This window comes from Bartonella sp. MR30HLJHH, from assembly GCF_042194195.1.
GTDB classification, from domain to species: domain Bacteria; phylum Pseudomonadota; class Alphaproteobacteria; order Rhizobiales; family Rhizobiaceae; genus Bartonella; species Bartonella grahamii.
The window spans coordinates 1-24,742 of the sequence record NZ_JBHIMO010000016.1 but is presented as its reverse complement, the minus strand read 5'-3'; the positions used below and the strand labels follow the sequence as shown (position 1 = coordinate 24,742).

The window sequence follows — 24,742 nt, the reverse complement described above, 5'->3', positions numbered from 1 at the left end:
GCCTCATGATCGATTTCGCCATCAAAATAGCTAATCGGGCGCGCCGTGCCTAAAATGCCATACACATCTTGGTTGGAAGGAGACCAAAAAACACCGCCCCTTTGCTTGTCGCGTTTGATAAACATGGCGGCAGCAAAGGGACTTGCCGGTTTAATACTAACACCACCATCACTATTTGCCACCCGTACAAAGGGATCAATCAAATAACAAAAGCGTGAGGAAAAATCTGCACGATAGGCAAGGCTTTCTTCCGTGTTTTTACCACCCGTATCAAAAACCGCAATCGCTTGTAGCTTTTCTGCAACCTGTTCCAAGGCGTCTGCCACGGGGTTTTTACCATTCTCAATCCGCCCTGCACTATAAGCTGGTGCCAGTAAAATGCCAGGCTCCACCCCTAAATGCCCTCTAGCGTGTTTTAGCGCATGCACACCGGTCAGGTGAGCGTTTGATCCCACCATCTCAGTTTGTGTCTCAGCAATGGTTGATTTTTCTTCCACACGCACAAGGATAATTTGTGCCTCAATCCCCTGCGCACACACCGCGTTAATCACATCAAGAGCCGTGCCTCTTGCCCCAAGCTTTTGGATTTTCTCACCCTCATGCGTAAAGAGAAGGACAGGCTCGTTGAGGGGAAAAACTTGGTTGTCAGCATCAGGGGCTGTGACAACCGCTCCAATGGTGATTTGATCAAATGTTGCTAAAGGACTTGATTTTTTACATTGATTAACCCTATTGACCTTAAATTATTGTCAAATACATAGAGTTATTCTTTATTTTGATCTTTCCTTAATTCTGTAACGGGAACACCATTAATACCCCAATTGTCTGTCTCCACCTCATCAATCACTACAACAGTCGTTTTCGGATTTTTATTCAGAATATTAACTAATAATTGAGTTGCCCCTTCTATTAGTTGCCGTTTCTGTTCAGAGGTAACCCCTTCATTAGTAATTTTAATGTTTATGTAAGGCATAAGATCTCCATAATTTACAAATATTGTATAAAAAAGCTCAAATAAATGAACGCAAAAAGATTAAATATTAATACATAATAGCTATGCATTTTAAAGCTCGTATCCACCGGTGAAATATGCAGGCTACTGGAAGCAAAAACAGCATTTATCGATACAGGAGAAAGGAGTTGAGCTGCAATAAAAAAGCAAATCCAAACCAAATAATCCGTAACCCCATAAGTTATCGATGACCCTAGTAAGGGAAATGCTAAACTAAATAGCACCATAGGATGAATTCCTGCTATACTGAAAATTGGCAATACGAAGAGAATACAGGCATAGCGCTGCCAAACAGAGAGTGATGCCAATGAGTGACTAAACGTCATCGGCAACAAAGGAATAAGCAAATCACAAGTAGATATTAGCAGACTACAACCTAGCAACAACAGAATTTCACTTGATATACTGCGTATCACTGTCACCAAAGGAGTCAAAAAATCAACACTGCGTGAACTCCTACGCTCAATGACATATAGAATGCTCGCCGTCAATGCAATGCTTTCTAGTGCATTCAACCTGATAACTGTCAACGCAACGATAAATGTTAGCCAGAACAATATCAAAAAAATCCAAATTCTTAATCTCTCTCCTTCTTTATTCGCTCTCCTCTCATCGCAAATAATCGGGTTAGCTAGCGGTACAACAGGGGAAAGGCACAACAACAACAGACTGAATAGAAAAAGTGGTATCCCCAAAGCAGCGGATGTGAATATTGGTGTTCTAGGCATAGCAGAGAAAACTGTTGCTGCACCGATGCTGGTCGGCATCAGTACCATTGTGATGCTCATCATTCGCATCACAATAGCGGCCAAATGGCGAGAGGGAAAAACACTTTTCTTCAAGGCATCAATCATTAGGGGGATAACCCCCAAACTCATCGGCCAAGCTAGCAACGCAGTCAGTATCGCGATGGACAGGGTAAGCGAACCCTTTCCATAGCGCATCAACCGTTCAGAGAGAAATTCTGAAATACGCCATATATTCATCACATGGCGCAACAATCCCATGGCGAGTAATAGCCAAAAGACATCAGTAAAACGCACAAGCACAGTACTAACATCAGGAAAATGCCAACGCCATATCAGCACTAAAGTACAAGCCAACAGGATGACCACACCACTGCGTGCATTCCCCTTCAACCACCAGTATGGTATCGTCAAAAGCAAATAACCGAAAACAGTCACTCCAGCCAATGGAATAAGAAACCAAGTTCTCATTGAGATAGATATAAGAAAAATGAATAGCATCAGCATCGCTATTATAGCGGATACGGAGGACATGCGTATCAGGAAGCTTTTTACATTATCAATGTACATTAATTGTTGAATCTTTGACTGAGTGGCGATTAAGAAGCTGCTCGTACATGTCAGTGACACAGCGCCCTGCATCCCGCAGTGCACGCGAATTAACTAAAGGCCTAGGCAAAATATATGTATAAAAATTGGGCCCCTCTACTGGATTACCTACCACCCATAATGTATTTTGTACTTGTCCTTTAGTATCTATAGGATGCTGCTGACAGTCAATATCAATACCACCAGGATGATATCCTTGGTTGATAAATGGCCGGATGATACCCTGAGCAGCCAAATTTTTGATAAAAGGAGACTCATCACGCAACGGAGAAAAACTATCAATCTTGGCCGTGATCAGCACATCTCCATCAACTGAACTGTTTTCATCTTGGAAAACAGACTGAATTTCGAAACGGCTAGTACTAGCATTGAGAACAAGTTTAGGTGAAGGTCCGCCAGCCAAAGTCACGATACCAGCCTCCATCAGAGCCTTCAACTCTTGGTTTCGCTGCATCGGTGGGCCGACAGAAATACGGTTAAAGTTTGGATTAAAATATTCAATAAAGTACTTGTGAGATGAAGACGTTAACCCGCAAAAATCAATTGCTGAACGTAAGATATCACGGACATCTCGTAGCACATCTGTAGCAGCTTTCACTGGGCCATCAACATTACCTGCAGCGGAAGAATGAAGATCGTCCTTCAAATGCTCCATGAAGAATCTTGTATAATCCTTCAAAGAGGCAAATATTTTATTTCGATGAGGATACAGCAACGCTTGAATACACTGCTCGTCTTTGGAAGTAACAACATAGGTTTCAGGGTCTAGCCAGTGCCCCAGCTGCGTACTTCGATAGACATAACACATTTCTTTAAGCAACAGAGGTAAAAGCTGCGTTTCGAAATCCAGCTTCGGAGAACCGTTAGCAATGCTGGATTGCTTACGCAGATGATGTATTGCATCGAGAGTAAGGAATGATGGTATGTATTGCCCACTACCACCCTTTTGATTAATCCCGCGACTACTAAAAGGCAATGTTTGACGGGAGAATAGAGCTATCTTCGGTTCTTTGCCGCTTGGCATGTAGCACAATTGTCCAGCATTTTCAGTAAAAGTCCCACCGCGACCGTAAGTCAATTGCGACAAGACATCATAGCTAGTTAATCCAATTCCCTGCACCAGCACACGAGACTGAGATTGTATAGAGTCCAATTTTTCAATTGGATAAGGATTCGAATAATAGTTCAAAAGCGCATTTTTCATTTGATGACCAGCCACAAACTGTTGCAGATTTTCATCATGCGATGAATATATATTCTTACCGTGACCCGTGGTAATATAAACAAAATCTACACTGTAACGATAGCCATCTTCCAAAAGAATATCCGTTTTATTATCTTGGTGGATATAGAGATTGATAACTTTTTGTCGGATCTCCTTAATACGAATACCGGAAGGTAAATCTTGCGTGAGCTCTTGGTAAGCCCAAGACAGGTATTCCCCTAACAAACGACGTGATAAATAATCATTTTCTTTGATTTCTTTCCCAACATTATGCTCTGTACGAGAAAAGACACCGTTAATATTACGATAACCTTGTTGAATAGCCCATTGATAGAAATTCGGTCCCTTCCGAATAGGCCCTACACCCTTAACTGTATCATCACCAAATAAAGTAATCTGGCAAGCAACAGTGTTAACCAATAAATGATCTGGCTGATGCACACTATGGGTACCGGTTCCCATCTCATTGGGATCAATCAATAAAATATCAATGTTCCCAGAAAATGGATAATGGGAATAAAGTGTGAGCAAGCGTTCGAGAATACTGATCCCACGAGGACCAACGCCCAAAATAGCGACTGTAGAGTGAAGCATTCTGTAATCTCCCTATTAGAATAATTTGACTTTCACAAAATGTTTCAAAAAGAACGTAATAAATTCTCTCGACTTTTTAGTGAAGATTGCGGGTTTATGAAACGCCAACGACCTTTTTACAAAGACAATATTGACAGATTCCAGCAGCAGCAAAAAGCGCTACAGCACCACAGATAACGGAAAGCGCAATGGCATGTGAACCAAACTGTAAAAAACTCGTCAAGAGAGGTCCTAATATTTGGCCAAAACCGTAAGTTAAGGTAGCCAAGCCTAGCAGATTTATGCCATACGGCGCATACAAACGCTTAGCTAACGGCATAACTAGAGAGGTCGTCCCCATAAAAGTAAATCCAAACCCTATGCAACTGAGAACTATCAGTACAAGAGACTGGCTGAATAATGTCAGTAATACGCATCCTCCTTGGATAAGTAAATTGAGCATCAGACAACGTAATACCCCCCACCGATGGGCTCCCCATAACCAAATGAAACAACTAGGAACAATGGCTATTCCGACAAACGACCATAAGTGGTTAGCGAGTAGTGGGAAATTAAATGTTTTCGCCATCAGAGGAAGATATGTCGCGACAATAATATAACCAAACCCAGCGAGCCCATAAATCAGAGCGAGTTCCCACCAAACGATATTTTCGTGTGCCAATGACTCATTACCAGCAAATTGAGACGCATCAACACGACGTGGAAATAAAATAAACAACAAGAGCAACAATACAACAGATATAAAACCAGCTCCAAACCAAATATTTTTCGCGTTCAGCGATTTACTCAAACCAATAATAACATACTCATTACCCAGTAGAATACCAACTCCCACACCTGCATAAAGCGAAGCAATAACCCACAGCTTGTGACTATGCTGCATAACCGTAATAGAACCAAAAATCATCATTGCTGCACTCGCGATACCGGCAGCAAAGCGGATAAAGAAGACCAAGTAAAAGTTTGTTGTTAACGCCATGGCAAAAATAAGTGCACTCGTCACTATAGCTGCACCAAATAGCATGTAGGGAGCACGGGATATATTCCCAACTCTGCAAAACGAAAAAAACATACTCCCAACTAAATAACCGCCATAATTAGCGCTAGCTATATAAGAAAGTTGCTTAAAGGTAAACAATCCTTCATCCAACATAACTGGAAATACCGGCGTATAGAAAAATCGCCCAATCCCCATCCCCAAAATCATAATAATCATACCGAATACAGCGATTCCGAAATAACTCAAATCTTGATTATTTTTTCCCCCCATTACTCTAATCCCTTAACTAATAATTCGCTCATCCGCATTCTATCTCATCAATAGTAGCACTTATCTCAGAGAATAAAAGCCAATCTAGCCATTTGTTTAAGTAGCCAGAGCAACATATTTAACGATTATTGTCAACATTACTGGATCAGTTATATGCATTTCATCGTTTTACGCCCTGCTCCATGTATGCTCTTCTCCCTACAAAGCTTCTTTTTCAGAAAAATAATGGCTGTAATTAAGCAGCAATAACAACGAGGACATCAATAAGCACGCCCCTGCTTTGACAAAATACTCTCTCCTAAAGCTACCGCTTCATCAGGTGCGACTAAAATATCCTCACAAGGTTGCGTTATGTTCACATGGTGAACGCCCTCAACCATCAAGCGGCTTAGTATCCAACTTAAAGACAAATCACGCCCAAGCCTTTGCGCACGCGCCCATTCTGCTCTTAAATTCTGCTCCGCTCTTTCCAAAACAAAGGAGCCTTCATCCGGTAACAACCAAAAATCAGCAGAAACATTGATCATCCGCTGTACCGCGCTTTTCACAAAAATGTGGTCATTGGTCATTTTAACATGGGGGGCATCAAGGGCTGCTTGCACCTTGGCAATTAAAGCCTCATCAGCCACCCCTGAAGGGGCGTCACTAAAAAGCGCAACATGAATAAGTGGACTTTTACCCTCACGATAAACAAAAGCATCTTTGACATGGATATCGCTTGAGAGGGCAAAATATTGGTAACGTGGCGCTGTGCCACCTGTGGAATGTCCTTGTCTATTCAAGCGAATGCGGCGGCGCAAACGCTCATCATCTTCATCCAAAAGGCGCGTGACCCCATGAAAATCCCCCAAATGATCTAAACTTGTTCCACGCGCAAATGTGAGTAAATTATCCCGCGCCACTTCATTAATCCGCTGGCGCAATAGCAACTCTTCATAAGCGGCCGCTTGCAATTGAATGACCACCGGATCATAAGCCGTCTTTTCCACATTATAAGGAATATGATGCACTGCAAAAAGCTCAGTCAAACGCGTGATCTTTTGCTCTAAAATTGCTTCAACAGAAAGCTCTTCAATAATTTGTGGGAGAGGAGAAGGTTCAAACTCTGTCATCACCAACCTCTAAATTAGTACTCATTGGCTCTTTGTGTGACCAATCCGTTCTATCAAACTTATGTAAATGTGATCATTTCTGATTAAATATACTGTTGATTTCCTGCTTCTTTGAGGCTGGTTTCACCAAAGTCACAGGACATTGGCCAGAGCCTTCCTCTCCACAGGCTGACACGGTGGAACTCACCGCCAAGTTTTTTAAATTAATCGCAGCGTTAATGTCTCGATCATGGTGTGTACCACAATGAGAACATCTCCACTCACGTATGTTAAGAGGCAATTGTTCAATCTTACATCCGCAATGATGACAAATCTTACTGCTCGCATACCAACGATCTGCAATAACAATCTGTCGACCATAGCGTGCCGCCTTATATTCTAATTGACGACGAAACATGTAAAAACTTTGATCTGCAAGAGCACGCGATAAATGCCGATTTTTCAGCAAACCTTTTACATGAAGATCTTCGAGACAAAATGTACCAAAACGCTGAATTAAATCTGTTGTAATCTTATGCAAATTATCCGTTCTTATATTGCTTATCCGCGCAAGAAGCTTAGCGAGTTTTTGTTTCTCCTTATGGCGGTTACTCGAACCTTTTTGCTTACGGCTTAGCCTTCGTGATAAGCGCCGTAAACGATTTAGCAAAGCCTTATAAGGTTTAACGCTTCCTATGGTTTCTCCCTGTCGAAAGCGTTGCAAGTGCATTGATGCCCAAATCAAGACCAACAATAGCTTGGTTCTCGCTTCGTGGCTCTTGATTATTGGTTTCAATGCTAAGACTTACAAACCACCGATCCGCTTTACGGCTAATGGTTGCTGACAAGATCTTTCCTTGAAATCGCAATTGTTCTCGCAGACGAACCCAACCAAGTTTGAGAATTCTTATCTTGGAACCTTGCAACTGTATTTGATCATTGGTCAAAGTAAAACGATCGTGCACTCCTTTCTTTCTAAAAGTGGGATATCGGCTTCTCCCTGAAAAGAAATTCTTAAAAGCCACACCCAATTGAATAATTGCCATTTGTGGAGCATTTTTAGTAACTTCCATCATCCATGGAAATTGTTCTCGTTTTAGAGAATTGAATTGTCTACGTAGCGCATAGTCATTAGGCTTTGGTAAATTATTATCTTTCTTCCATGCTTCATATTGCTGCTGCCATTCCTTCAGTGCCCAATTATAAGCAAAGCGCGCGCAACCACTGGCTCGAGCCATGTAGCTTCGTTGTTTATTGTTTAAGTCTAGAGAGCTATTTTGTGAGCAACAATCATTGCGATACCTCTACAGCTTGACGAACATTCTCTAATAACCTTTGATTTTTTCTCGAACGACTTCCATAAAGACGAGCACTGAAGACAGTAATAATTTCTAAAACATCTTTGGCTAAATCTTCTTCAAAACTGCTTTCTTCCCCCTGATTAAGAATGACAACCTCAACTTGTTTGGCTTCACAAATGGCGAAGACCAATTCTGCACCAAAGCGCAATAAACGATCTTTATGCGTAATAACCAAACGACCAATTTCATTTTCAATGAGAGCATCCAATAAACGTTTAAGACCTTTTTTACGATAATTCATCCCTGACCCTAAATCAGAGATGAGTTCATAAGTCCAACCTTGGCTTGCGCAATAAAGCTCAAGAACCTGTTTTTGTCGCTCTAAATCGTCTTTTTGATCATGGCTCGATATACGCGCATAAGCAATGGTTTTTCTTTGTGATAGTTCTCTCGAATGAAAAAGCTCAGGCCTAAGCCTAGATAGGTCATAACGGCGGTGACCTCCTGCCGTATGCTCAGAAATAATTTTGCCTTCACCTTCCCAACGGCGCAAAGTGCTAATCGAAACACCCAAAACTTGAGCGGTCTTACCTATCCCAACAAATCTATCCATAATGTATATGATTACACAGATATAAACAGATTATAAGTAAGCTGTTAAAGCCCCAAATGCCCATCGGGATAAAAAACACCCGTTAAAACAAAATGGAATGTGCCTTCACGCGTTGCTTTTGTCAGATCAATCCTCTGCAACGAAAACCCAGGCTCTCCACACTCTGGATCATCGAGTGCTTCAACAATTGCTTGATAAAGCTGCATCATCGTCGCAGGATCAGCATTGGCATCAAGGTAAGCCCCAACATCACATCCATAATGACGACGCAAAACCCGTGTCCTAATCCTTGTCGTCAGACATTTACGAAGTGACTGTTGACAATGCGCAAAGCCATATATAAAGAGAGCCATCCTTTTCGCTCATCCCGCACCGCATGCTTTAAGCACCCTTCGTTGTCTTTGTGGTAGAAACAGTTGGGGGCGCAGAAACAACAGATGCTGGTTTTTCAGCGATCTGACCAAGCAGCAACGGATATTTAGCCGCTTCCTCACTTAAACAAATTTCTTCACCTTTGCCCAGTGAACGCTTGCCTGCAACAAAGTCTGCATTGGTTAAAATAACATAAGTGTTCTCACGCATGATAAACTCCTTTAAAGGGGGTGAGAGGTTGTGGAGGGACCCATTTTGACCCCACCGTGTTTGTGGCTTGCGCCAACAGATTTTTGATTGTGCTGCAAATCTTCTGCTTGAATATGCACACTGCCCGTTAATTCAACACGGGTTGATTGATGAGAAAGCACCAAACCTTTTTCACTCAAATGGATTTGGTTTTCCCCATGGGAGAGAATGAGCTCATTCTTCGTGATACGCAAAGTACCATAAGAGCCGTCACTTTTCTTTCCTCCTTTGTGCTGTAAGAGTTTTATCTCGTTGCTCAAGCGTGTCTTCTAAATGAATAACTTTTCGTTTCTTATCGAAATATTTTCCTCAGACTTTGAAGCCTGTTATTTAAATTATCAACTTCGTGATCGAGCCTTTTAACCTCTTGATTTAATTTATCAATATGTTCATGATGTTTAGAAATCACTTCTAAATAATGTAATGCTTGAGACTGATCCTTAAGCTTATTTGCTTCATTTAATTCTCGAAAAGCCTCTGTTCTTTTCTCAACATGCTCAAATAAAGTAAAAACCTTCTCGAGCCGTTCAAAAATTGCAGCATTCCGTTTTTGCGTTATTTCATATTTATAAGTCAGTTGCTTGTTATTTGGCATATTTTTCAGCAATGCAAAATAGAGTGCCTGCTGTTCAAAAGCTATTCTCTTCAAGTCCTCTACCGCCACCCCCAATATTTGCATTGTATCGTTCCATCCTCTCTCCGCATTGTCTTTTTCAAACTTTGCTGAATCCAACTTCTGAACCGCATCATTACGTTCCTTAACAACTTGGGAACAAAATAATTTATCCATACCCGTATAGCCATGCGAGGTAGATAAAAGATATGTTAGCAAAAATATGATAAGCAATAAGCCTTCCCTCAACAGAACTTTTTTTGTAAACATTTTTTATTTGCTCGTATGCAATAAATTAAAATAAACAATTAAATTTGTATTGAAAAATTAATAATGAAATTTATTAAATCTATTTAGAATAATCTATGATAAAAATAAAAAGGGATAAATTGTACACAAATTAAATACTCAACAAACAAAATAAAGCTATAAAAACTAATTTATTCAAAAAAATAGTCATAGATTTTCTGTCTAGCTTTATATCTCTATAGGAGCAATTTAATCACTTTATAGGTGACTTTAAAATATTTTAATAGGATATTATAATTAATTCAAAAATAACATTTTGATTAATAAATATATTAACAATTATAAAATGATGCGTATACAAAACGGATAACCACAATCAATGTAGTGATCAACTACTTTATAATATAGATTTGTTTTTTTATCCGTAGCAGCAATAAAAAAGTTTGTATTTTTTAGATAAATTCAAATTTATTCATTTTTTATATTATATTTTATGCTATTACTTTTAAGTTAATAAAGATTATAGAGTTTTAAACTGATGAGATGCGTTCTTTTCTCAATGTACGCTCATTAATACTTGATGTAGGAATACTTACTTTACATCATAAAAATGCATTTACCTTTTTATATAGGATCATCCTCCCATGTAAGTGGTGAATAATGAAAACATCAATAACGAGGAGGAAATCATGGATCATACAGAATGTAAGTAATAACTAAAGAAATTTACCTGAAATTATTTTTCAGGGAAGAGTTGGTTTGCTCTACAAGTGGGGAGGAGAAATGAAACAACAATATATTTTAGGAAAATACACACATATTGTTGTTCGTGAAGAGGATGCTATTTTTAGTGCAGGTTCAAAGCAGTTTATTATCAATGATAAAAATTTTTGGGAGAACTTAGTGCTTATTGCAGCACAATGGATCAAAAAAAAGACAGTAGATGAAGTTTATAATTCACTATCATTAATCATGTTAAAAGAAAATTTTGACCGTGCGTTTGATTTTCTTGTTTCTAACCATTTTCTTGTCCAAGCTGAAACATCAGACAATATCCCCAATAATCGATATTCCAGAAGTCATCTCCATTATCAAAGCTATGGTATGCATCCAACCTCCGTTCAGCATACTCTTTTGCAAAAAAGTGTCGTCATTTTAGGGGGTGGTGGGATTGGTAATCATGTATCAGCAATGCTTGCATCCTCTGGCGTTGGAAAATTGACTCTTGTTGACAATGATGTGATCGAAATAACCAACCTTACCAGACAAATTCTTTTTACTGAAGAAGATATCGGTCTTCCGAAAACAACAGTTCTTAAACGTGAGCTGATGCGGATAAACAGCCAAATTGAAGTTCATGAATTACAAATGTTGATTACTGAAAAAGAGGATATCAACAAATTACCCAAAGCTGATTTATGGATCATTTCTGCTGATTCACCTGTTCGACTAGGCCTATGGATCAATGAATGGTGTGTGAAAAATAAACAAGCCTATATAAATTCCGGTTATGTTAATGATATAGCTGTCTTTGGTCCATTTTACATACCTAGTAAAACTGGTTGTTACGCATGTAGCTCGTCTATAGGCAATCTTCCGGCAAAAAGTGATCATCTTATTTATAAAGCTTGTATTATGATTAATAATAACTTCAAAGTTGCTACATTTCCTCCTGTTAATGCACTTTCAGCTGCCATGTGTGCTAATGATGCTCTTAAATTTTTGGGTGGTTATGGAAGCCTTTTTTCCACTGATCGCCGTGTGGGGATATGGAGCAGCCAACTTTTCACAGAAGAGCGTTCTCTAAAGAAAAATCCTCACTGTAAGGTTTGTGGAACAACACAATGAACAGACCACGCACCCTTGCTCTCAACTATGGATCCTATAATGCTGTCCGCATGCTGATCGGCGTTTACCATGCTATTTTTTTAATGTCCATGGGAGTTAGTCTGGCGCAATTAGCTCTGCTTCAGGTTGTCTTTTCCACCACCATCCTGCTGCTTGATTTTCCCTGCGCTGTTTTATCTGACAGATATCGACGTAAATATTCCGTTATGGCTGGGGTCTTTATGACAGGAGTATTTTATCTTCTATGCCTTCAAGCTCCCAATATGACGGCACTTATTATTGCGCAAATTCTCTATGCAGCGGGCATTTGCATCATTGTCAGCGCCATTGACGGATGGATTTACCATTCTCTAGGCGATAAACAGGATCACTTTTCGCATTATGCTCATCTCTACCACCAAGTTAACTCTTTCGGAAGTATTCTCAGTGGAATTGTAGGAATTGGAACGATCTATTACTCTGGACAATATTTTATGGGATATATCATCTCATGCCTCATGATGGGATTTATTTTTTTGATATTCCTTATTGTTCCGGAAGAAAAGAAAACGACAATTGAAACATCCAAAACAAAAACAATCTTGCACAATGCCAAGGAAACGCTTTGGATCTTTCAAAATACAGTAGGAGGCGCATGGTTTATTTTCCTCATGTGCCTTTTTAGCGCTGGTATTCAAATTATTTATCATTTCTGGCAACCGATAATACTTTCAGGGGGGAAAATTAATCACCTCAACGGTTCGCAAATGCTCGTCTTGATGTTCTGCCATATTGGAGCCTTTTCAGCACAATATTTTTCAAATTTACTGATGTCTAAGTATCATGTTCTTGATAAAAAATATAAGAATTCTATAAAATATTTTTCCTTCTTTTCTGCGCTGATGTGCATAGCGCTCTATTTTTCAGTTCATAGCCATCAAACTGCTGCATCAGTCATCGCCTTCTCTTTAATCCATGGATTTATTTGCACTGTACCGATAGGGGCCAAAAGCTTATTTTTCTCAGAACTTAACCAAAAACAAACGCAGCATATTTCCGGTATTGTTGGTGCTGTATCTTTTAGCGGAAGAATATTTTCAATTACAGTATTAAGTATTATTTCTTTTCTTCCTGCAAAAGTTTCTCCATCTTACTACCTAATATTACCGACCATTACTTTTTTCATGTGTGGTTTGGTTGTCATGAGATGGATGAAACACTCTCACAAGTCTCTATGAGAGGAAAATTTTTAAAATTATCACCCACAATGTTTTCTTCTAAAAGAGATCTATACGTTTTTGAGAGCATTGCCACATCCAACTTTGAACATACAATGAAAATATAAAGCAATATGTTGATTTATAATCATAATATAGCAAACTCGAATATTGTAAGATTCTTTCTTTTCAAATCTGTTTTTATGGTTGAAACAATCAAAATCATTGTGCTTGCACATCATAAGTGGAGAAAGCCGTATAAATAAAAACAATTTAGAAAAGAAAAATGCCTTTTATGAACTCCCATAATCAAAGTCTACCACAACATGGAAGCAGGTGTATAATATGTCTTGTGGCATCTTCATAAGTATACAAATGGTGTGGCACTATAAGACTTTATATGTCTCACAGAAACTTTTGCATTTTATACCATTTAAGAGGTGCCGTCGCAAAATAGGCTTATACACATTAAGAGATATCTCTTTAACACAAGTGCATAAATTGGCAACACAAGTATATTTGTGTTTAGAACATTCTTTTTATATGAGAGGCATAATCCCAACGGAATAAACAAAAGCGTAAGACACATAATCTTCATTATTTAAAAGACACTGCCATAGAGATTTATGAAAGTTATAAAACTGAATTAATAAGATGATGATAAAAATAGGAGCTAACTTCCACCTTTTCTGCTTTTATATTTTTTCAAAATTAAAAAGATCCTTCCGTTTTTAGAAATAACTCGTTAGCAAATATATACAATACTTTCTCCCCTATTTGGCATATAAAAGCTGATATAACCGATAAAGCAAAAGCTTAGCAAAACAACGTCATAAAATAATAAATATGCCACCAAACGATTGGAAAGATATAGGGAGGTCAAAAACACTTTTTGGAACAAAATCCGTAACATATCTAGCTTTACGGCCGCTTATTCTTACAAATGTTCGTGCTGCTCCCTATATCCATAAAAATAAATAAGCAATCCTTAGCTAAAAATATGCAACGTCAATGTGATGCTACAACAGAGCTTCGCTTTCTTTGATCAACAAAAGCATGAGAACTTTTGAAACAAACCCATCTTTCTCAGGATATTTTTTTCCACAACTGATCATATTTCCTTTAATATAAATTGGCATAGCGATTTACATAAAACATATTGCGCTTAAAACATCCCCCATTAATTTTGCTTTAGTTTACGCCATTAGAAAAAAAGTTTTTGTAACTTGTTTCATGAAACATAAAATTAAAAATCAACACAGGAATTAAAAAAATGAGCAACCACACGCACTGCTAACGCAGGTATTACAATTTCGCACATAAATTTAGATAGAAGGAAGATAAAGTAGCACCACTCTATACCAAAACAGCCGATAAAAAATGTCTAGCAAAAAAAGCAATTAAAAAGCTTCACAAAACTAGGATTAGTAGAAAAGCAAATGGGCACAAATCACTGAAAATAAAATTCCCACACACAATCGATTACTTTTATAATAATAGATGGCGGAGAGGAAGAGATTCGAACTCTCGAGAGCCTTTTGAGCCCTACTCCCTTAGCAGGGGAGCGCCTTCGACCACTCGGCCACCTCTCCAACAGAGAGGCATAAATGGTATCAACAGAAAGTTCAAGACATTTTCGATTTTTTTCCCAAATATCTGAAATTTTTCTCCTATTGATCCCATAGGGACCAAAAGTTAATAAAACAAAAATTGTGTCTTTTTTACCACATTATCTCGAATAGTACATGTATACATTACAAAAAGGTAATTTCATATTTGAAACTCTAAAAAGATTAGTATAGCTAAGACAACAAGTGCCGCGTATTTTACTTATGTCTTTGTCCTTAATGCGTTAGGTGAATGATACTCTTTAGAAGAAGATTAAACGGACCTCGGAGATCTTATATGAATATTAAATCCCTCTTTTTAAGCTCTACAGCAGCTTTTTTAGCAATTTCTGGAGCACATGCTGCTTCAACAGTTATCGCCGAACCCGAACCTGTAGAATATATTCGCGTTTGTGATGCCTACGGAAAAGGATATTTTTATATCCCTGGAACAGATACCTGCATACGTTTATCAGGAAATGTTCGTGCTGATTTTATAGGCGGTGATAATATCGATGCAACAAGCGAAACTGAACTTAGAGACAAAAGAAAAACCTATGGCGCATCATCACGGCTCACCCTTGTTTTTCAAGCAGCTTCTGAAACAGAAATGGGAACACTTCGTTCATATGCAAGAATTTATTCAAATTGGGGTGATGGTAAAGACAACGCTAGTGCAAAGCTTTCAGCGGCTTACATTGAACTGGGTGGTTTTCGCGTAGGTCTTGATGACACAATTTTCAACAGCTGGACTGGTGGTTATGGAGATGTTCTCAATGATGACAGCATAGCGCCTGCCGGCACAACACGCACCAATTTTATTTCCTACACCTTTAATGGTGACTCCGGCTTTTCCGCTATTATCGGAGCTGAACTAGGCAATAATTCAGATGCTCTTCCTGGAATAACAGGATACTATATTGATAAAGATAATAAGCTTGTTTCTATCACGAAGGATACTCCTCTTCCAAGTAAAGCAATTAAAAATTACACCCCGAATGTGGTTTTGGGTATAAAGTTTATGCAAAAATGGGGTGGTTTTTCAGCGGTTGCAGCATATGATACTTACTACAAAAAGTGGGCTGGAAAAGTACGTGCAGATTTCAATATCAATGATCGTTTCAATCTATGGGTAATGGCTGGTTATAAAAATGGCCTTGATTACTACACAGTAAATGAAAATGATGAGTTATCACGAAAAAGCACAACGATTTATGCAAACTGGGGCGGTAAATGGGCTGCTTGGGCAGGTGCCACTTACAAACTCACTCCAAAGGCAAATTTAAATGCACAAGTTTCTTATAGTGCTGTAAAAACTTTTGCAACTTCTGTAAATATTGCATATACGCTGGTTCCAGGATTTGTAATTACACCTGAATTAACCTATGTTAATTGGAATGATGATCGCATTGTGACGGATAAAAATAATGATGAAAAACATTTATTCAATAAAAAAAGTGCTTTTCAAGGTATGATCCGTTTACAGCGTTCATTCTAATCCTATTTAAGCTAAAGATTTTAAAAACTGGCAACATAAGTTGCCAGTTTTTATTTTTGCAATCAAACATCATGAGCATCTTTCTTGATACTTATTTTCTTGTCTTTTTGACAAAAATTTCTGACTTTCACAAAAATATTCTCAGAAAATTAACCTAATGTGCTTGATAAGAACACTGCGTAGGCGGTGCTTACACATCAATTCAAACAATCTCTTGCGTGCCTTTTAAATGTGAACAAATCCCTCTGCTTTATTACCAAATTGGTCTTTCTTGGTAATTTACTTTTAACCTTTGTTAATTTAGGTCATGATCTTCTCAGATAAATTCTACACTGAACAGATAAAATATTGAAAAAACAAGACATCATTGTGTTTTTGATATGCATGAATGTGTCTTCTATTAACATCCTAAAACACAACATTTTACAACACTGCCTCCCATTAAAAAACTTAATCATCAAGAAACATGTTGTCAAAACGATGAAAATATCCTCCAAAGCAATAAAAGAGAAAATAGATATATCTTCAAAAAATGAATTGACCTCTTCCCCTTCTAAAGAATAGAGACTCCTATCAGTAGCAATCTGTAAACGCCCCACCTTTTTTTGAATCTTCATCACATTGATTTATAATGATAATCTATTATTTTGCATGTTGAATCAACCAAAACCATTCACTTGTACACGACAAATGGAGAGAGCCGTGTGAATAAAAACGAGTAAAGAAAATCCTTTTATGAATCGTTTTAAGCCCCAAGGGCTGTAGTAACATTGAGATCTGGTAAAGTGTATGATGGTGCTCAGCACTTTTATTAAGCATAAAAATGAAGTAACAGATTTACATAAAGCCCATTAGCAAAAAAAGCCTCTCTTGATAAGAAAAAGGCTTACACGTCATCATAACCATATTTTCAATTAAAAAGCATTGAATTCACGGAAAATACTTATCAACCAATGCATAAAGAATTGCTGCTGTTTCAACATCTAGAATCCCATCATAATTTTCTTGACGAAAATGAAGTTGAAATGCTCGGATCAAATCTTTGTATCCTGTTTGGGTACACGCAGTAGAAATGTCATATCCATAACATTTTAGCTTCGCCAAAACATCTTCTTTGGATGGAAAATTCTTAGAGAATTGCTCTTGATAATGACTTTTTAGTTCATCATCATACCATGCTCCTATACCTGCCCTATAAAGTTCTCTCCATGGAAAAGCTGCTCCTGGATCACTTTTCCTTCCAATGGCAATATCACTATGTCCCACAACATCAGTTGGCATAATATCGGGATACCGTTGAAGAATATTCAATGCAAGCTCCTTAACGGCATCAATTTGTATTGGATTATAAGAAGGAAATATACTCCCCTCATCATGATAAGCCATAAAATCAACTGTCTCTTCTGGAGACTCAGAATGACCAGTCGCTAAATTAACGATTTCAATCCCGATAGATGCATCATTGAGATGACTATGCCCAGCCCATGAACTCACACCCGCATGCCATGCACGCTCATTTTCATCGACCAGATTAAAAATACGCATGTCCGCAAAGCCTGCCTCACGATATGTCTGCTCTGAAGGATCAGGAACAAGATAGTGTGCACTAACCTTTTCTCCTGTAAGCGCCATAACCGAGGATTTAAAATCAAGAGCCGTATAATGCATGACGAGAAAACGAACGCGACGATTAAAACTCTTGACAGAACGATAACTGTTGTAATCAATCTGATACATAAAAGCCCTTTCTTTTTTGCTTAAAAAGACCACTGCGCACCACAACAGATAGGACACGAATTGTTAAAAAATTTGCAACGAACTTCCTATCTAGATACTAAGAATTACGCCTAAAATTTGTTCATCAAAAACATTGACACTCTTATCAACAATTAAGACACATTTTTATTCTTCCCACACACACGCGTAAAATGTTTTTAACCACATTCACCAACACACCACATTAAATATTTTCCTCAAACAAATTCCTAAAAATTACCAATCAAAAGGAAAACAAAAGCATAAAATAATCACTCCTTAAATTTTCACGTCTTACAGAAAAAATAGTTCTTCCTGTTATCAAATTGAAAAATATCGCCCATCGGAAGCGAACACTAAACGAGCGTGCAATCACACAGAAACTTAAAGGAAAAATTTTATGAGCTCTTTACAACAATTTATTATCAGATAACTGAATGGCACATATTCGCAATAAACTGGACATATTTTTCAATAAAATTTGCAAAGCTTTCCTGTAAATGACACGACTTCTTGTCTTTTCACAACATCACTTTTTGATTTACAAAGAATCTTAATTATTTACAACGCTTGAGGCACACGAAGCCCCTGAATTCCTTGTCATCAGCTCTATGAAAGATAACATCTTGATTTATAATAATTAATCATTTATAAATATTGAATGTAGCGAGCCTAATATAGTAAAGTTTTTCTTAATCTTGAATCAATCAAAGTCATTTAATTACACATCAAAAGAAAGATTAACCTATAGATAAAAACCACCTAAGAAAAGGATAAAATACTTCTTATAATAGAACGTTCAATAATTTGAGCAATATTTTTACATCCCCATAGAGGTTCATTTGCTTTTCTCAGTTTGCAAAACTCTTTTTAAAACCAACCAAGCTGCATACTCTTGTAAGACGACACCTAAAAGTGGTCGCGTATAGGGAAAAGTTACACGATCATCGTCATAACCTTTCATCCGTATAGTCATCGTGGCATGTCCAAGGCTTTCTTCTTGATTTTCTAATGTCTCGATAGAAGGTGATAGGCTCACTTCAACCTCAAGCTTTGGAATATTTTTTGTACTTTTTTCTATGGGTTGAAAATATTTTAAAAGCCGCGGATCATTGGAAGACCAATGAACCTCTGCATGCATCGCTAATTGTTTACAAGTAGTAGTCACTTCTGCACCAACCAAATAGGGGTGAAAATGATTTTCAAATTCTTCCACGAAATGTTGTTCCAAGGGCGCTTCTGATTGACCAATCAGTTGCACAAGAACATAGGGACTTTTCCATAAAAAATGCCGTTCAAATGGCGCATTTTCAAGATGACAATCAACCCACTGCGCAATGGTACTTTCATCAATTCCAATCAAAGTCCATGCATACCTCGCACGCGATACAGAAGAATATTTCTTCTCATTGTGTTCTAAATAATTCTCTAAAAGCGCAAGAGCCTGTGATGGTGGACCAGGCAAAACAACAAGCGTACTTCCATCGCAAGAGAGATAAAACCCTGGTGCTGTACCCGTAGGATTATCAAGCACGGTTGCTGTCTCAGGAAACAATGCTTGACGCGCATTACTCTTATCCGCCGTAATCCCTAATCGTTGTAATTGACCTTTTATTGTTTGCCAAACAGCTTCATGATGTATCAAAGGCTGCTGCACGGCTTTTGCAACCGCATCACGTGTTATGTCATCTGATGTTGGTCCCAATCCCCCACTGATAATGATAAGATCTTCTTGTCCAAGACAAGAAACAACAGTTTCACTGATTTGCTGTAATTGATCAGCACAAACAAAGTGACGTATGACTTGAATATTTCTCTTGTTTAAGCTTTGGCTTAAATCTTGTAAATTCGTATTCAAATATTGTCCTGAAAGGAGTTCATCACCAACGGTAATAATTGCCGCATGACAAACAGAGACAGGTTTCATGAGAGAATTGCGAACAGCTTCAGTCATTTGACGGGTAGAGGCTACACCTCCTAGATCGTAAGATACAGTTTTTCCAGCACGAATAACCTGATCAACACTCTCAGATAATTGTTTTGCTGCATCTTTAAAGCCTAAATGTTCTAAGAGTAAAGCCGTGGTATAAAGCATCGCAGAAGGATTTGCTTTATTTTGTCCAGCAATACGTGGTGCGCTTCCATGAACAGGTTCAAAATAAGCAATCTCGCTCCCCACATTTGCACTAGGTGCAAGCCCCAATCCTCCCATTATCCCAGAACCAAGATCAGAGAGAATATTGCCAAACATGTTTTCAGCAACAATCACGCCAAACTGCTCTGGCTTCGTTACAATCCACAAAGCAACCGCATCAACATTATGAATATCTGCTTCAATTTCCGGATAGTTTTGCGCAATTTTCTCAAAAATTTCTCGAGCAAACTGACCACTTTCTCGCATAACATTGGGCTTATCAGCAAAAGTAACTCGCTTCACGCCATATTTTCTTGCATAAGAAAAAGCGTATTCAAATAACCGCTCTAAACCAAAGCGTGTCTGCAAACGAACTGTCCACGCAGCTTCCTCAAGCCCATATTTTGTCAAATTGGGATGTCTTAACCAAGCGGCTGCTTCAGGAGTGATACCCCGAAAATCCAATCCAGCATAAAGTCCTTCACTATTTTCTCTGATAACACAAAAATGAAAAGGTTTTTTCGGACCAAAGATGTATCTTATAGGGCGTATATTTGCAAACACCCCTAATTTTTGGCGAAGCTGAAGTACAGGAGAAACATAGGCAAGGTTTTGCTCTTTTAAATGCGGTTCAAGTTCTTTTAAAGCCGCTTCTTTTCCTTTGCTGGTCACAGCTCCAAGTAAAATCGCATCACTCTGAGTAATTTTTTGCCAAGTTGCTTGAGGGACAGGATCTCCTTCCTGTTTCCAACATTCAAAACCAATATCACCATAAGTAAACTCTATTGGCAATTGAAATTGCTCTAAGACCATCAGCGCAGCATCACAAACCTCTGGTCCTATCCCATCACCAGGTAACACAAGAACTTTCTTTTTCATAATCCACTCATCCATTCAGCAATGACTGCATCCGTCATAACAGGATTATCATCCCACAAACGCGTACCAGCACCAGAGATGATCTTATATTCATGATTGAAACAAGGGCTTTTCGTCTGATTATCTACCGTTGCAAGTTGTGACTTTTCTCCCACTAAAGCTAAAAACTTCCCCTTATACTTAACTATTTCATCTCTAGCATCCATCGCCAATAAGAGTTTAAAGCCTCTTGTCATGCGTTCAATTGCCACGCTTTTTTGTTGATCAGGAGCCTCCAATAAAACTCTTTTTTTCATAATGCCAGAAGGATGCATAAAACCATTGAGTATTTCCAAAGCTCCTGATAAATCATTATTTTGTAAGTAAACAAGAATATCTCCAAGGCGCCGTTGCAAAACCTTATCAGGATAGCCAGGTGCATTCATAGCAAGCACAGCTTGAACATTGGGAAGCCGTGCTGCCAATATTTGTACCAACATTCCAGCCATAGAAAATCCCACAAGCACTGCGGGCTCTTTAAAATAGCTTTTAAGTTTTTCTTCTATAAAAGATAAAATATCTACAGCAGAATGATTGAGAACATGAGAACTCTTAGGAAAAAGAGAAAGCGTATCCAGCAGAGTGACAGGGAATCCTTTTGATAAGCATAGCTTTGTCAATGGAGAACAAAAAACACCACCATCCCAAATTGGCATTACAGGAGAAAGAATAATAATAGGAAGGCTCATTGATCAATTCCTCCCCTTATTTTAAAACATGCATTAGAGCCAAAACTTTTCCCACCCAATATAATGAAAATATGTTGAAACTCTAGGCTCATACTCCCCCCCATCATAATCGATTTGTTAAACTCAAACGAAGCTTGCAACAAATTTTAAACCCACTCAATCCAACAACATAATAAAAAAATTCATCTAATGTACAGGTGCCCCATTTGTGTAAAACATCAAAAGCATTTCCGCATAATGCTTTCTTTTTATCATTTCACTCAGCTCATTTCTGAGGTCATAAAATGACGCGCTTTCTGAATATAAATGATAAAACCAATCACGCAACACACAGCTAACAAAGTGGCCATAGCCCGTGGGCTATGGCCAGATATTTTTCCGATAACCGCTGCACTTAGCGCCGCACTTCCTAATTGCAAAGATCCCATAACACCAGAAGCCGCTCCCGCAGCTTTCGGATGCGATGAAATAGCCAACGCTGTTCCTAACGGCAATAAAAAACCATTACCAAAAGTCAGAACAGCAATAGCCATAAAACTTGTCACAAGGGGCCATGGGCTTAGATACATTTGCACAGCAAAGAGCACGCCTCCTATAACAAAAATAATGTATCCTCGACAGACAGTCTTTTCCATAGACTCGCGTTCAAAAAACCATCGCGCCAAAAAATTTCCCAAAATATAGGGCAATGAGACACCGATGTAGCTATAACTAATGTGTATTGGTGATAGACCCAAAGTCGTGAGTAAAAAAGGCGATTCCACAATATAAGCAAAATAAGCTATGTAAGAAAAACACGGAATAAGTGCATAAAAAATAAATTGTTTATTTCTAAAAACGCCTAAATATGCCTTCATCAATCCTATAGGAGAAAAATGCTGCCGTTTTTGAGAGGGCAGAGTTTCCGTTAGCACAAAACAACACAGCAAAATTGTCAAAAATATAAAAAAGCTTAAAAAGATAAAAGTTGCCTGCCAATGAAAAGCTTGTATCAAAAGTCCACCAATGAAAGGTGCAAGTGCTGGTGATATTCCAATAAAAGGGAAAACAATCAAATAAAGTTTTCCGGCTGCTTTTTTATCTAACAAATCATTGATAATTGCACGACTTAAGACAAGTCCCGCACAAGCACCAAGACCTTGCAAAAAACGTAACACAAGAAAAGCGTGAATATGAACCGTATAAATCGCACCAAATGTTGTAAATAACCACAAGAATAAGCCCAATAGAAGTGTTTTTTTACGCCCAAAATTATCACTCAGCGGCCCATAAATGAGCTGTCCAAGTGCCAATGCCAACAAAAAAACTGCCACTGCACTCTGAATTTGAGATTGTGTCACTTGATAATATTGACGCATCTCTCCCAGTGCTGGTAAAAAAATGTCGGTAGAAATCAATCCCCCCGTCGATAAACATACAATAAGTATAATGAATGGTAATGTATATTTATGAATCATAAAGAAAATCACACTTTTAGTTAGAGATTAAATAGTATTTAATTAAATATAACAAATATAATTATATTTTATGCTTATACATACAAATAATAATTATTAAAAGTGTTATTATTTTACTTTGTAAAAATATTATTTTTCTTATAGACAGCGTTTTGTTTTACGGACTTCATGGGACAAAAAGTTATTCCCTAAATAAGCTTTCCTGTACACACATCTTGCTATAACACACATCAACCTTTTTCAGAAACATCATAGACAAAATGCACTGATATTACATACCTTCTCCGCGACAACAATGGTATTCTCATACAATATCGAGTGAAATGAATCTACAAAATTCAAGGAAGAAAAACGGTCTATTGACGGCTCTACTCCAAAATTACGACCGTACAAAGCCCACTTCTAACACAACAATAGCTTGAAAAGCCTATCAACATAAACCTTTATTGTAAAGAATTTAGATCTATCAGCTCATAGAGTATAATGACACCCCTGCAAAAAAACAAATATACTTTGCTCATTGCATGAAACTTTTTACTTAAGATAAAAAATTAAAAAACTGTATAACATATTGATAAATATAATACTGTAATTTAATATATTTTTATTTAATTGACTCATAAGAGCTGTGAATGTGCATAATAGAAATAACACGCGTCCCATTACTGATACCCCTTACAGTTGAAGGAAAAACATATACAGAGATTAGTTTACGACGTGCAAAAGTTAAAGACTTAAGAGAAATAAGCAAAAAGGAAGGGATCAAGCAAACAATAGAAATGATTGCCTGTCTTTCGGGATGGTCTTATGATATGATCAACAAACTTGATGAGCATGACTTTTCAAATATCAAAGATATTTTGGACTCCTCAGTAAAAAAAGCGCTCGACAAAATAATCAGCATCAGTAACGATATTAAAATGACTTTGAAAAATCCATTCACAAGCTATGTCGAAAGTTTTATCCATAAAATAAAAACACTCATGGGAAAAATAATGAATGTCTGTATTTTCAGCAACACCATGTTGGAAAAATGCAAAAACAGTTTGTATAAAGATATATTTGAAACAAAGGATATAAAAAACATAAAAGAAGAAATCTTTAGCGACTATACACCAATAACAGTGCATAACCCTTCTAATACACCGATTCAAATGAACATTATAAATTACGGTACCTTCATACAAAATAGTCCATCAGAACATACGCATATTGCATCTCATCCCAAAACTGAAAACACAACAAAAAAGTCAATTTTGGATATAATCTTAAAATTGTCAGACATTGCCTCAAAAATTTTGAATCTGCCTTCTTGGTGTTGGGAGCTTTTACTTAAAAGATTGAAATAATTTTTCGAGCATCGTTTTGATATAGAGCAATAAGAGAAGGAAAAACAGCTTAGAACACTAATGTTTCTTCCTTCTCTTTTATCTCTCATAGCTTTTTGAATTGAATACTTTTGATATTTATTTTGAATAATTGAAGCATTCTTTTAATCATAAGTGCAATATAAAAAAACTAAAATTTTAGAAGACGCGCTGTTTTTACAAAAAAATGAAATAATAAAATAAAGACTCTAGAATTTTAAGTAATGATCACCGTCCTGTTTTCGATGTTTTCTATCCCTTTTTAGCGCATATCTATTCACTTTTGGAACATAATTGGCAAAAAGACATTGTATCTCCAGCATATTCAA

The 24,742-nt window shown here is 37.7% G+C and carries 17 protein-coding genes, 1 tRNA gene and 3 pseudogenes; 4 read left to right on the top strand and 17 right to left on the bottom strand.

Annotated features, from left to right (window positions below; genetic code table 11):
* The 12 genes and pseudogenes from ACFIKR_RS07825 to ACFIKR_RS07770 all read right to left on the bottom strand — a co-directional run.
* Nucleotides 1–683: pseudogene (locus ACFIKR_RS07825) on the bottom strand (phage tail protein); the annotation flags it as partial.
* Nucleotides 684–763: 80 nt separating this feature from the next.
* Nucleotides 764–973, bottom strand: coding sequence for a 2-hydroxymuconate tautomerase family protein (locus ACFIKR_RS07820; RefSeq protein ID WP_015856802.1), 210 nt, complete (start codon nt 971–973; stop codon nt 764–766).
* A 14-nt stretch (nt 974–987) separates the two neighbouring features.
* On the bottom strand, nt 988–2,229 hold the full coding sequence (locus ACFIKR_RS07815) for a hypothetical protein (protein WP_375659454.1): 1,242 nt from the start codon (nt 2,227–2,229) through the stop codon (nt 988–990).
* A gap of 88 nt (nt 2,230–2,317) precedes the next feature.
* On the bottom strand, nt 2,318–4,186 hold the full coding sequence (locus ACFIKR_RS07810; protein ID WP_375659453.1) for an FAD/NAD(P)-binding protein: 1,869 nt from the start codon (nt 4,184–4,186) through the stop codon (nt 2,318–2,320).
* A gap of 94 nt (nt 4,187–4,280) precedes the next feature.
* Nucleotides 4,281–5,432, bottom strand: a complete 1,152-nt coding sequence (locus tag ACFIKR_RS07805; protein WP_375659452.1) for a YbfB/YjiJ family MFS transporter — start codon at nt 5,430–5,432, stop codon at nt 4,281–4,283.
* 284 nt (nt 5,433–5,716) lie between these two features.
* On the bottom strand, nt 5,717–6,568 hold the full coding sequence (locus ACFIKR_RS07800) for a baseplate J/gp47 family protein (RefSeq protein WP_375659451.1): 852 nt from the start codon (nt 6,566–6,568) through the stop codon (nt 5,717–5,719).
* Nucleotides 6,569–6,641: 73 nt separating this feature from the next.
* Nucleotides 6,642–7,785, bottom strand: a pseudogene (locus tag ACFIKR_RS07795) (RNA-guided endonuclease InsQ/TnpB family protein).
* 52 nt (nt 7,786–7,837) lie between these two features.
* Nucleotides 7,838–8,461: an IS607 family transposase gene (locus ACFIKR_RS07790; protein ID WP_375659450.1), complete on the bottom strand. Its 624-nt coding sequence runs from the start codon at nt 8,459–8,461 to the stop codon at nt 7,838–7,840.
* Between the two features lie 44 nt (nt 8,462–8,505).
* A pseudogene (locus ACFIKR_RS07785) lies at nt 8,506–8,839 on the bottom strand (GPW/gp25 family protein).
* A gap of 3 nt (nt 8,840–8,842) precedes the next feature.
* Nucleotides 8,843–9,043 (bottom strand): hypothetical protein, encoded by a 201-nt coding sequence (locus ACFIKR_RS07780; RefSeq protein WP_375659449.1) that lies wholly within the window; start codon nt 9,041–9,043, stop codon nt 8,843–8,845.
* An 11-nt stretch (nt 9,044–9,054) separates the two neighbouring features.
* On the bottom strand, nt 9,055–9,342 hold the full coding sequence (locus ACFIKR_RS07775) for a hypothetical protein (RefSeq protein WP_375659448.1): 288 nt from the start codon (nt 9,340–9,342) through the stop codon (nt 9,055–9,057).
* A 32-nt stretch (nt 9,343–9,374) separates the two neighbouring features.
* A complete protein-coding gene (locus ACFIKR_RS07770; protein WP_375659447.1) occupies nt 9,375–9,965 on the bottom strand; it encodes a hypothetical protein in 591 nt (196 codons plus the stop codon).
* Nucleotides 9,966–10,727: 762 nt separating this feature from the next.
* Here ACFIKR_RS07770 and ACFIKR_RS07765 point away from each other — a divergent pair.
* The gene (locus ACFIKR_RS07765) at nt 10,728–11,792 is read left to right on the top strand and encodes a ThiF family adenylyltransferase (protein WP_375659446.1); all 1,065 of its coding nucleotides are present in this window, start codon (nt 10,728–10,730) and stop codon (nt 11,790–11,792) included.
* Nucleotides 11,789–13,009, top strand: a complete 1,221-nt coding sequence (locus ACFIKR_RS07760; RefSeq protein WP_375659445.1) for an MFS transporter — start codon at nt 11,789–11,791, stop codon at nt 13,007–13,009. Before ACFIKR_RS07765 ends, ACFIKR_RS07760 begins: the two co-directional genes overlap by 4 nt.
* Nucleotides 13,010–14,489: 1,480 nt before the next feature.
* On the opposite strand, the gene ACFIKR_RS07755 is transcribed toward ACFIKR_RS07760, so the two are convergent.
* Nucleotides 14,490–14,580, bottom strand: a tRNA-Ser gene (locus ACFIKR_RS07755).
* A gap of 313 nt (nt 14,581–14,893) precedes the next feature.
* Here ACFIKR_RS07755 and ACFIKR_RS07750 point away from each other — a divergent pair.
* On the top strand, nt 14,894–16,093 hold the full coding sequence (locus ACFIKR_RS07750) for a porin (RefSeq protein ID WP_375659444.1): 1,200 nt from the start codon (nt 14,894–14,896) through the stop codon (nt 16,091–16,093).
* A gap of 930 nt (nt 16,094–17,023) precedes the next feature.
* On the opposite strand, the gene ACFIKR_RS07745 is transcribed toward ACFIKR_RS07750, so the two are convergent.
* From ACFIKR_RS07745 to ACFIKR_RS07730, 4 genes are all read right to left on the bottom strand, one after another.
* On the bottom strand, nt 17,024–17,830 hold the full coding sequence (locus ACFIKR_RS07745; RefSeq protein WP_375659443.1) for an N-acetylmuramoyl-L-alanine amidase: 807 nt from the start codon (nt 17,828–17,830) through the stop codon (nt 17,024–17,026).
* An 856-nt stretch (nt 17,831–18,686) separates the two neighbouring features.
* Nucleotides 18,687–20,861, bottom strand: coding sequence for an isocitrate/isopropylmalate family dehydrogenase (locus tag ACFIKR_RS07740; RefSeq protein WP_375659442.1), 2,175 nt, complete (start codon nt 20,859–20,861; stop codon nt 18,687–18,689).
* Entirely contained in the window at nt 20,858–21,589 is a 732-nt protein-coding gene (locus ACFIKR_RS07735; protein WP_375659441.1) for an alpha/beta fold hydrolase, read from the bottom strand. Before ACFIKR_RS07735 ends, ACFIKR_RS07740 begins: the two co-directional genes overlap by 4 nt.
* Before the next feature lie 260 nt (nt 21,590–21,849).
* Nucleotides 21,850–23,046 carry a multidrug effflux MFS transporter gene (locus tag ACFIKR_RS07730; RefSeq protein ID WP_375659440.1) on the bottom strand — a complete coding sequence of 399 codons (1,197 nt, stop codon included), beginning with the start codon at nt 23,044–23,046 and terminating at the stop codon, nt 21,850–21,852.
* A gap of 632 nt (nt 23,047–23,678) precedes the next feature.
* Here ACFIKR_RS07730 and ACFIKR_RS07725 point away from each other — a divergent pair.
* A complete protein-coding gene (locus ACFIKR_RS07725) occupies nt 23,679–24,395 on the top strand; it encodes a phage tail assembly protein (protein ID WP_375659439.1) in 717 nt (238 codons plus the stop codon).
* The last annotated feature ends 347 nt before the right edge of the window (nt 24,396–24,742 follow it).